The sequence below is a fragment of the Litorivivens sp. genome, assembly GCF_041625495.1.
Classification (GTDB): Bacteria; Pseudomonadota; Gammaproteobacteria; order Pseudomonadales; family Spongiibacteraceae; genus Litorivivens.
In genome coordinates this window covers 1-6,461 of sequence record NZ_JBFJTH010000192.1, presented here as the reverse complement: position 1 = coordinate 6,461, position 6,461 = coordinate 1, and the positions used below count along the sequence as shown (strand labels likewise).

Annotated in this window: 10 protein-coding genes and 1 pseudogene; 1 reads left to right on the top strand and 10 read right to left on the bottom strand. The window is 57.0% G+C overall.

What is annotated here, in order from left to right; genetic code table 11:
• Positions 1-378: pseudogene (locus tag ABYP39_RS16510) on the bottom strand (hypothetical protein); the annotation flags it as partial.
• Between the two features lie 27 nt (positions 379-405).
• On the opposite strand from ABYP39_RS16510, the gene ABYP39_RS16505 reads away from it, so the two are divergent.
• Positions 406-963, top strand: coding sequence for a gamma carbonic anhydrase family protein (locus tag ABYP39_RS16505; RefSeq protein ID WP_372758824.1), 558 nt, complete (start codon positions 406-408; stop codon positions 961-963).
• A gap of 15 nt (positions 964-978) precedes the next feature.
• On the opposite strand, the gene ABYP39_RS16500 is transcribed toward ABYP39_RS16505, so the two are convergent.
• From ABYP39_RS16500 to ABYP39_RS16460, 9 genes are all read right to left on the bottom strand, one after another.
• Positions 979-1,188 carry a GDCCVxC domain-containing (seleno)protein gene (locus ABYP39_RS16500; protein WP_372783638.1) on the bottom strand — a complete coding sequence of 70 codons (210 nt, stop codon included), beginning with the start codon at positions 1,186-1,188 and terminating at the stop codon, positions 979-981.
• Entirely contained in the window at positions 1,176-1,568 is a 393-nt protein-coding gene (locus tag ABYP39_RS16495) for a MerC family mercury resistance protein (RefSeq protein ID WP_372783636.1), read from the bottom strand. Before ABYP39_RS16495 ends, ABYP39_RS16500 begins: the two co-directional genes overlap by 13 nt.
• A 59-nt stretch (positions 1,569-1,627) precedes the next feature.
• Positions 1,628-2,587: a calcium/sodium antiporter gene (locus ABYP39_RS16490; protein ID WP_372783634.1), complete on the bottom strand. Its 960-nt coding sequence runs from the start codon at positions 2,585-2,587 to the stop codon at positions 1,628-1,630.
• A 26-nt stretch (positions 2,588-2,613) separates the two neighbouring features.
• Positions 2,614-3,456: a shikimate dehydrogenase gene (gene aroE, locus ABYP39_RS16485; RefSeq protein ID WP_372749334.1), complete on the bottom strand. Its 843-nt coding sequence runs from the start codon at positions 3,454-3,456 to the stop codon at positions 2,614-2,616.
• A 24-nt stretch (positions 3,457-3,480) separates the two neighbouring features.
• Entirely contained in the window at positions 3,481-4,365 is an 885-nt protein-coding gene (gene hemF, locus ABYP39_RS16480) for an oxygen-dependent coproporphyrinogen oxidase (RefSeq protein WP_372749335.1), read from the bottom strand.
• A gap of 2 nt (positions 4,366-4,367) precedes the next feature.
• Entirely contained in the window at positions 4,368-4,934 is a 567-nt protein-coding gene (locus tag ABYP39_RS16475; protein WP_372749336.1) for an L-threonylcarbamoyladenylate synthase, read from the bottom strand.
• A 2-nt stretch (positions 4,935-4,936) separates the two neighbouring features.
• The gene (gene purE / locus ABYP39_RS16470; RefSeq protein ID WP_372749337.1) at positions 4,937-5,440 is read right to left on the bottom strand and encodes a 5-(carboxyamino)imidazole ribonucleotide mutase; all 504 of its coding nucleotides are present in this window, start codon (positions 5,438-5,440) and stop codon (positions 4,937-4,939) included.
• A gap of 106 nt (positions 5,441-5,546) precedes the next feature.
• Positions 5,547-6,263, bottom strand: a complete 717-nt coding sequence (locus tag ABYP39_RS16465; protein WP_372783632.1) for a MauE/DoxX family redox-associated membrane protein — start codon at positions 6,261-6,263, stop codon at positions 5,547-5,549.
• 93 nt (positions 6,264-6,356) lie between these two features.
• Complete coding sequence (locus ABYP39_RS16460; RefSeq protein WP_372783640.1) at positions 6,357-6,449, bottom strand: hypothetical protein; 93 nt, start codon at positions 6,447-6,449, stop codon at positions 6,357-6,359.
• Positions 6,450-6,461 lie beyond the last annotated feature (12 nt).

Below are 6,461 nucleotides of genomic sequence, written 5' to 3'. Positions count from 1 at the left end.
TGCCTCAGCCTGATCATAGAGCGCCCGGTTCTGACCCACCTCGTTGCCGTAGGCAGTCAGTTTCGGCTGGCACTCGGCATACACTTCGCGCAATTCCGGGCTGTTCATCACGCCGTTTAGGTGGCTGATAACCGACCAGAATTTGTCGATGCGATCATCAATCTCTTCCAGCCCAGCGAGCAATTGCGTCAAATCGCCTGTCTCGAGCTCGGCAATTTGAGCTCTCGCTCCATTTAATAGCTCGTCGAGTTGAGCAGGAACTTTGTCCAGTTCAAGCGCCGAAAAATTTGGCAGTTCACACAGCGACATACAGACCTCGTCGTGATGATGGAAAAGCCCATTGTAACGCGAGCGAGGTTGAATTCCTTTATCATGCACCGATTACTGCGCTTTAGAGGACGAGTTATGACCTACTACGCTGAGAACCACATCCGCGCCTTCGAAGGCCACACCCCCAAGCTCGCCAAGGGCGTCTTTATCGACCCCAGCGCGGTGGTGATCGGCGACGTTTCCCTTGGTGAAGACAGCTCAGTCTGGCCCAACACCACCATTCGCGGCGATATGCATCGTATCCGCATCGGGGCGCGCACCAGCATTCAGGACAACTCCATTTTGCATATCACCCACGCCGGGCCCTTCAATCCCGACGGCTACCCACTGACGATCGGTGATGATGTGACCGTGGCCCACAGTGTCACCCTGCACGGCTGCGCAATTGGCAGCCGCGTATTGATCGGCATGGGGTGTATTGTGATGGACGGGGCGGTAATCGAAGACGAGGTTGTGCTTGGTGCGAACAGTCTCGTGCCACCGGGCAAAAAACTCGAGTCAGGCAAACTGTATGTGGGCAGCCCCGCCAAACCCGTGCGTGATTTGACCGATAAAGAACGCGAATACTTTAGCTACAGTGCGAACAATTATGCCAAGTTGAAAGATCGGCATATCGTGGAGTTGTCCCGGTAACAAGCTTAAGTCCTGTTAGGTACAGCAGCCGCCAAGCTGAATCGGTGGGCACTTCACCGTGCCGTAGGAACAGAATACGCAGCAGTCTCCTGCCTGCGGTCGCAATACCTTATGGCAGGCAGGACATTCGTAGAAAAACTGACAGGAATCTACTGGCATTGCTTCACGCTGCGATTGACCACAATCCGGGCAGGTGATCTGCGTCTCTAACACTAGCTTTGGCATACGCCACCTCCAACCGGGCGCCAAAGCTCCAGTCCTGATGCCACCAGCATCAGCCCCAGCGCCGCGTAAAAAAGTGGCGTACTCCAAGCGAAAGACCACAGCGGGTAGAGCACCAGAAGCACAATGACAGGACCACTAACGCTAAGTAAACCACGCCAGAACACGCCGTGCAGGAACCATTGAATAACACCCAAGAGTAGGGCGATTGCGGCGAACAGCGGCAGCAGAAAATTGATGAAAAGCCCTTCGTAGCGGCTCAGTGCCCCCACACCTAGCGCAGCCCCGAGTGCACCCAAGGCCGGGAAGCACCCAGCACAACCAAGCGCCGAGGTAAAAACACCTGCACGCGGAATCAGATCAAGAAAAACCCGTTTTTGCATATCACACCTCCCGATCCGGAAGCATGAACCCTGCAGTCGCTACAGAGTCAATGGCCTAATCAGGCAGTGTAGACCAGCAGGCCGAGGTAGCTGAAGTAGAGCAGGGTGAGCAAGCCGCCTTCCCAGCGCTCGATGCGCCGGCTGCCCTTAAAACTGTAGGCGATGATAAAGAGCATCACCGACAGGCCTATCATGATGGGGTAGTCACGGCTCAGTACTGCCGGGTCGATTTTGCCGGGGGCGATAACACCCGGCAGGGCCATCACGCCCAAAAGATTAAACAGGTTAGAACCCAGCACGTTACCCAACGCGATATCGTGCTCGTTTTTACGCACCGCCGCCACCGAGGCGGCCAGTTCTGGCAGGCTGGTGCCGATGGCAACAATCGTAAGACCAATCACCAGCTCACTCACACCCAACGCCTGGGCGATGTCCACCGCCGCCCAGACCATCACGCGCGCTGAAACCAGCAACACCGCAAACCCCAGCGCCAACCAGAACAAGGCCTTGCCCAAGGTCATTTCTTTTTCGAGGGATTCTTCGAACTCACCTGCCAGCGGGTCGTCGATACCGTGTTTGGCTTCCCACAGTTGGCGCAGGATCACCAACGCAAAACCACCCAGCAGTATCGAACCATCCAATACATTCAGCTCGCCATCGCGCAGCAATATCCAGCCAACCAACATCACCAGGATAAGCAGCGGGATTTCCCGGAACAGGATTTTGGAACGCACCTGCAGCGGCGCAACCAGCGCGGTAATACCGAGAATCAGGCCAATATTGGTGATGTTGGAACCCAGCGCGTTGCCCACCGACAAACTGGCCTGACCCTGAAATGCCGCGATGGCCGACACCAGCATCTCCGGTGCAGACGTACCAATACCGACCACCAGAATACCGATAACCAGCGTCGACACACCCAGGATACGCGCAGTTGCGGATGCGCCCAGTACAAACTTGTCCGCACTCCACACCAGCGCAACGAGCCCAACGATCAGTCCGATAACCTGTAACAGCAAAACAATGTTCCTTTAGGTCGGGGAAGTTAGTCCGTGGATTTATTCAGTGATGCGCGAATCTGTTCAATGACCGGGCCAGTATTGGGTCGTATGCCTCGCCAGATACAAAATGATTCAGCCGCCTGCTCCACCAGCATGCCCAGGCCATCAGAAACCGCCCAGGCGGCGTCACCGGCAGCCCAGCGCATAAAGGGCGTTGGGTCGGCCGAATACATCATGTCATAACAGCAGGCTGTTTCACTGAGAAGCTCAGCCGGCAGCGGTGGCAGCTCGCCCGCCATGCTGGCACTGGTGCCATTAATTACCAGATCAAACTGACTGCCGGCCAAACCTTCATAGCGGCAGCCGCGCACTTCGCCCAGCTCACTGAATTCACGCGCCAGATCCTGCGCTTTTTTGACGGTGCGGTTGGCAATGACAATATGCGAGGGGCTGCGTGCCAACAGCGGGCTGAGAATTCCCCGCACCGCGCCGCCAGCACCAAGTATCAGCACCCGGCGGTCGGTAACATCCCATGCCAGGTTCTCCAACATATCGCGCACAATGCCAGCGCCGTCGGTATTGTCACCGTAGATTGTGCCGTCATCCTGTTTCGCGAGGGTGTTGACGGCACCTGCCCGACGGGCGCGGTCGCTGAGCGTATCGGCGAACCGAAATGCATCAACTTTGCAGGGCACTGTGATGTTTAGCCCCTTGCCACCATTATCGAAGAAGCGGTGCGCACTTTCAGCGAACTTTCCCTCTTCAACCAGGTGGGTGCGGTAGATCATATCTTGCTTGCTTTGGGCCGCAAAAGCCGCATGAATTTCCGGCGATTTACTGTGGCGAATGGGATTGCCAAAAACAGCATATTGGTCAGACTGGGACATAAAAAGGCCTTTTCCCGGCTGCACTTACAGCCATTTCCGTGGCTTCAGGTAATGGTCGTAAAGGTCAGCTTCTGGGCTGCCCTTTTCGGGCTGCCAATTATACTCCCAGCGCGCCAGAGGTGGCAGGGACATAAGAATGGATTCGGTACGGCCACCACTTTGCAGTCCGAAATGGGTACCCCGATCAAAAACGAGATTAAACTCGACATAGCGACCCCGGCGATAAAGCTGGAAATTGCGCTCCCGCTCACCCCAAGCCATCGCCTTGCGGCGCTCAACAATCGGCACGTACGCCTTTAAATAGGCGTCACCGACACTGCGCATCAGTGAAAAGCAGCGCTCAAAACCACCTTCATCGAGATCATCAAAGAACAGACCGCCCACACCGCGGGTTTCATCGCGGTGTTTCAGGTAAAAGTATTCGTCACACCAAGCCTTGAAAGTCGGATACACCTCGTCGCCAAAAGGCGCGCAGGCGTCGTGCGCACACTGGTGCCAGTGCACACAGTCTTCTTCAACAGGGTAGTAGGGCGTGAGGTCAAAGCCGCCGCCAAACCACCAGACCGGCGCCTCACCGGGTTTCTCAGCGACAAAGAAACGGACATTTGCATGACTAGTGGGCACATAGGGATTCTCTGGATGAATCACCAGCGACACGCCCATCGCCTGATAGGAACGACCCGCCAGCTCTGGCCGGCGCGCGGTGGCTGACGCCGGCATATTATCGCCGGTGACATGAGAGAAGTTGACCCCGCCTTTTTCTATGACCGTACCGTCGGTCATAATCCGACTGCGACCGCGCTCCCAGACATCTTCAACAAAAGTGCCTGTTCCGTCGACAACTTCCAGCTCACGGCAAATACGCTCCTGCAGGTCGAGCAGGTAATCTTTGACGGCCTGAATTTCCACGGTTACTCCCGGAACGCTTCGCCCGTAAGGGCATCGAGTATGCGACTTGGACGACTCGCGCCGTCGGTCTCTCCGACCAGATAATAGTCGAGACGTTCCCCGAAATATTGACGAGCCTTAAGTGCAGTGCGCGCCGGGTTGGCGCCCGAAGGATTGGCCGAGGTACTGATCAGCGGACCGCCCACAGTGCGGCTCAATTCGCTCGTGAGCGAGTGCTTGCTGACCCGAATGGCCACAGAGTCATGACTGCCGCGCACCCAAGCCGGCGCCCAACCCTCGGGGTCAGGTACAACAAAGGTAATGGCTGCAGGCCATGCATCAAGCATGCGCTGTCGAACACTGGCAGGCAGAGGATCGAGCAGAGGAGCAAAACAGCTAGCGCTGTGGCCAACCAGAATCAAACCCTTGGCCGGATGGCGCTGCTTGAGATCAAGCAAACGCGCGGTTGCCCCAGGAAACTGCGGCAGGCAGGCCAAACCCCACACCGCCTCAGTGGGGTGTGTGATCAGACCGCCCGCCAAAAGAATGTCTGCGGCGCGCCGGATGCGGAACGCCGAAACGAAGGGCATGATTAGCCGTTCAGACGCTTTTGCAGTTCGGCGTCTTTAGCAATAACCGCATCGGCGTTGGCTTGGCGCTCATCGCGTACAGCCTTGGCCAGCTTCTCGTCCGAGGTCGCCATGATCTGAGCAGCCAGATAAGCAGCGTTCTTGGCGCCGGCTTTGCCGATAGCCAGGGTACCCACGGGAATGCCGCCGGGCATCTGTACAGTAGACAGCAGGGCGTCCAGGCCGTCCAGAGACGCATTTATCGGCACACCCAAAACCGGCTTCACAGTAGCTGCCGCAACGGCACCCGCAAGGTGAGCCGCCATGCCAGCGGCACAGATAAAGGCCGCACAACCGCGGGCGTCTGCATCAGTCACGTAGGCGTGAGTCGCAGCAGGCGTGCGGTGGGCAGAAGTGATTTTCACCTCAAAGGGGATATCAAACTTCTTCAGTACGTCAAAAGACGCTTCCATGGTTGGCAGATCGGAATCTGAACCCATCAGAATAGCAACAAAGGGCTTGCTCATTTCAAAGCCTCCGGTTGGGCCGGCACAGGCCGGTATTTGGAAAAGCGCGGAAAATACCGGAGCCGGCGCCGCAATGCAAGCCCTAGACGAAATCAGCGACGGCGCATTACATGAGCCTAAGTAAGATAGCGGCACCCATACCCGCCATTACGGCATTCTCCGTAAAGCTGACAAAACCCAGCGGCACATCGTAATTGCCGCCCACGCAAGCACAGTTGAGATCCTGCTTATCAACGTAAACGGCTTTGAGGATTGACGTGCCGCCAATCACCCCGACCACCAACGCCACCCAGGCCATCGGCGTTAATGCCATGCTACCCAACAGCGCCAGACCCACCGCCAGCTCGAGAAAAGGGTAGGTCCAGCCATAGGTGGGCACTCTGGGCGCCAGCAGATCGTATTGCATGAAGCCATCCACAAAACTGCGAAGATCCATTAACTTGAGACAGGCCAGCAGGCACAGCGAAAACCCCATAAACCCCATCAGCCCTGCGCCACTTGCGAGCGCCATCAGCAGGGCGGTGGCAAATACCGCGACCACCGGTAAATAGGCTTGCAGCTGGCCTTCATCGCTGCCGCCCTCTAACCCAGAGTTCAAGCGTTGGGCCAGCTCGGTGTAACCCCCTATTCGACGACCGTCCAGATAGACCTGAGGGGTTGTCGACACACCTTCCTGACGTTTGAATGCCTCCTCTTCCTCGCGACTGGCAAAGGTATGATCCATAAAGTTGATGTGTTGGCTGGCCAGCAGATCAGCGGCCTTTTTGCCCCAAGGACAGGTGGCGGCGCGGTATACATGCGCCCGCCTGACAAGTGTATCCACAAGCTCCTCCTCAAGGTTGTGAAATTGCTTGTCCAAGGACACAGAAGTCGACGCTGAGACGCAAGGGCATTGCGCAATCCGCACAGGATTCGATTATCGGCAGCGCACCCAGCATGCTCCCTGCTGCTCCACCCATCCCTCGAGCTCCAGCGTCAACAGTTCGGGCAGCAACTCATCAACCGCCAGCCGGCACTGCTC

Bases quoted from the DNA above. Each gene is read 5' to 3' on its own strand.
- ABYP39_RS16505 (WP_372758824.1), top strand. From the start codon at position 406: ATGACCTACTACGCTGAGAACCACATCCGCGCCTTCGAAGGCCACACC.
- purE (WP_372749337.1), bottom strand. From the start codon at position 5,440: ATGAGCAAGCCCTTTGTTGCTATTCTGATGGGTTCAGATTCCGATCTG.
- ABYP39_RS16500 (WP_372783638.1), bottom strand. From the start codon at position 1,188: ATGCCAAAGCTAGTGTTAGAGACGCAGATCACCTGCCCGGATTGTGGT.
- ABYP39_RS16475 (WP_372749336.1), bottom strand. From the start codon at position 4,934: ATGCCCTTCGTTTCGGCGTTCCGCATCCGGCGCGCCGCAGACATTCTT.
- aroE (WP_372749334.1), bottom strand. From the start codon at position 3,456: ATGTCCCAGTCTGACCAATATGCTGTTTTTGGCAATCCCATTCGCCAC.
- ABYP39_RS16495 (WP_372783636.1), bottom strand. From the start codon at position 1,568: ATGCAAAAACGGGTTTTTCTTGATCTGATTCCGCGTGCAGGTGTTTTT.